The organism is Pseudoalteromonas sp. BMB (genome assembly GCF_001709235.1).
GTDB classification, from domain to species: domain Bacteria; phylum Pseudomonadota; class Gammaproteobacteria; order Enterobacterales; family Alteromonadaceae; genus Pseudoalteromonas; species Pseudoalteromonas maricaloris.
The window spans coordinates 1-2,548 of sequence record NZ_MBQA01000034.1; the positions used below are offsets into that span (position 1 = coordinate 1).

Sequence of the window (2,548 nt, forward strand, 5' to 3'; positions counted from 1 at the left end):
GCAAAAACAAACTTGAAAGATAAACAGGCCCTAGTCAAAATGCCTCACCTTATATAACAACAACAGAGCAGTCTATGAAAATCATTCCTTTACAACCAGAACATTTCGAGCGTGTTATCGCACTTGGTAATCTCGTTCATGGTGATAATTATCTTGATAACGCGGGCATTGAACAAATGCACCAAAAAGGCTCAAAAGGCGGTATTAATGCTTCCTTTGTTGCCCTAAACGATGAAGATGAGCTAATCGGCTTTAGAACATCATATAGTGCAGGACAATGGCCTATAGATAAGTGGAGTTCACCGTCTTTGTGGCCTGTCGATCAAAATGACATGGCATATTTTAAATGTATCGCGGTGTCACCGAGTGCACAAGGCCAAGGTATTGGACCTCAATTACTAAAACACGCAATAACAGCATTAAAACAACAAGGCGCAAGAGCTGGCGTTGCTCACCTTTGGAAACAAAGCCCAGGTAACGGTGCCGTTAAATACTTCACCAAAGCCGGTGGCAAACTGATTAAAGTCCATGATGATAAGTGGTTAGATGACTGTATCTATCACGGCTATGTTTGTCCTATTTGTGGTACAGAATGTCACTGCCAAGCAGCAGAAATGGTATTAGAGTTTTAAGATGTCAGGGTTTGATCCACTCACTCAGCCACATTGTCAAGGCCAAGCTTTTGCCAACAGCTACTGGGCTGCAACCTGCCCTTTAGATGCGCCTAAGCCTTCGCTAGATAAACCCTTACAAGTAGATATCGCAGTGATCGGTGGTGGTTTTACGGGCTTACTTACCGCCTACCATTTGGCAACTACTCATCATCAAAGCGTTGCCCTATTTGAAGCAAATCAAGTTGGCTTTGGCGCGAGCGCGAGAAATGCAGGATTTGTGCTACCAAGTACGGGACGGCTTGGTTATGCGCAACTAGCCAAAAAGTATGATCTGGATGTCAGTAAAGCCATATATCAAGAGTACAACAACGCCGTTGCTTTAGTCCGTGAACATATCGACGCCAATCACATTGATTGTAACGTGCAAGCGTCTGGCTATTTGAAAGTTGCACACAACCAGCAAGCATTTTCACTACTAAAAGCGCAGTCCGAATTTCTCACTGCAACCATGGGTAGCAAGAGCCATCAGTTACTGTCTCAGCAACAACTGACCGAAACCTATATGCACAACCAGCAAGGGTTTGGCGCATTACGATTTGACAACGCGTTTGGTATTCACCCTTTGAAGCTGTTGCTAGGTTACAAAGCATTAGCTCAGCAAACTGGTGTGCAACTTTATGAAAATAGTCTGGTCACCCGCCACCAGAACCAAAATGGCAACCACCAGCTCGAAGTGAACGGCCACAAAGTCTCAGCAAATAAGGTAGTGATCGCAGCGAATGCCTATGCTCAGCGACAGTTTTCACCGTTAACTCAAGGGCGTTACTTGCCTATTTTAAGTAGTATTATCGTGACTGAACCACTCAGCGACGAGCAACTCGCAGCCAATGGCTTAATCACAGAGCAAGTCGTCATGGATACCAGACGGCTTAAATACTACTATCGTCGTCTTCCTGACAACCGTATTTTGTTTGGTGGGCGAGGCGCGGTGTTTGGCCATGATCAGGACAATGCAAAATATCAATACAACTTGCGCTCAGCACTTAACGATTGCTTTCCTAAACTCGATGTTAAAGTTGATTATTTTTGGAGTGGTTATATTGCCGCTGCACTGGATGACCTTCCTCATATCTACAGCGAAAACAATACCGGATATGTACTTGGATATTGCGGCTCAGGTGTAGCGTTTAGTGCTCAGGCAAGTATTCGACTTGCTGAAAAATTAATGGGTCTTAAAGTCCCTAATTTACCAATCTATACTAAGCCACTACCCAAGTTTCCGATGCCGCAATTAAGAAGAGTAGGCCAACTCGCGTATTACCAATATGCTCAGTTGATGGATAAATACGCTTAGCAAATTAAGAAGGTGCGCCCATCACGCACCTTTTTTCAACGACTAAAAGCTATAGCGCAGATTAAAACCAACGTTGTTGTACACATCAGCATTTCTATAGTTTAGATTTGCAGAAATATGATCAGTAAAATGGTAGCCAATCTCAGCAAGGTATACAAAACTACTTTCTCCTTCCCCACCATTGATGCGTTCAAACCCAATACCGGCCCTCGCATCAAATGAGTCTACTGAGCGCGCATAAGCCAGTTCAAGATGATAAAGATCGGCATCGTTGTTAGCTGATACGTCAATTTCATTTCTATAACGGTATTCGCGGTTGATAATATATTCCACTTCCGCAGTTGCATCCATTTGCAACTTGAGCCGAGAATAACCACCATATAAATCAAGTGATGATTGCTCTGATAGTTGAAATTCATGACCCACTAGTAAAGTAAATTGTTTCCAGTCTGTATCAACTTTTGTTTCGATGATTCGAGCGCCAACGCCACTAGCGATATCATTTTGCTGACTGTTTTTATCACTCGATATTATATAACCTGAGCTGCGCATAAGAAAATGCTGTCTCTTATACACATCT

2 protein-coding genes are annotated in these 2,548 nt (G+C 43.2%); both read left to right on the forward strand.

Annotated elements, in window-relative coordinates; translation table 11 throughout:
• The first annotated feature begins 74 nt into the window (after positions 1-74).
• Positions 75-632, forward strand: coding sequence for a GNAT family N-acetyltransferase (locus BB427_RS02810; RefSeq protein WP_069018866.1), 558 nt, complete (start codon positions 75-77; stop codon positions 630-632).
• Position 633: 1 nt separating this feature from the next.
• Positions 634-1,968 carry an NAD(P)/FAD-dependent oxidoreductase gene (locus tag BB427_RS02815; protein ID WP_069018868.1) on the forward strand — a complete coding sequence of 445 codons (1,335 nt, stop codon included), beginning with the start codon at positions 634-636 and terminating at the stop codon, positions 1,966-1,968.
• The last annotated feature ends 580 nt before the right edge of the window (positions 1,969-2,548 follow it).

Excerpts from the sequence above, each read along its gene's own strand:
- BB427_RS02810 (WP_069018866.1), top strand. The coding sequence starts at position 75 with ATGAAAATCATTCCTTTACAACCAGAACATTTCGAGCGTGTTATCGCA.
- BB427_RS02815 (WP_069018868.1), top strand. The coding sequence starts at position 634 with ATGTCAGGGTTTGATCCACTCACTCAGCCACATTGTCAAGGCCAAGCT.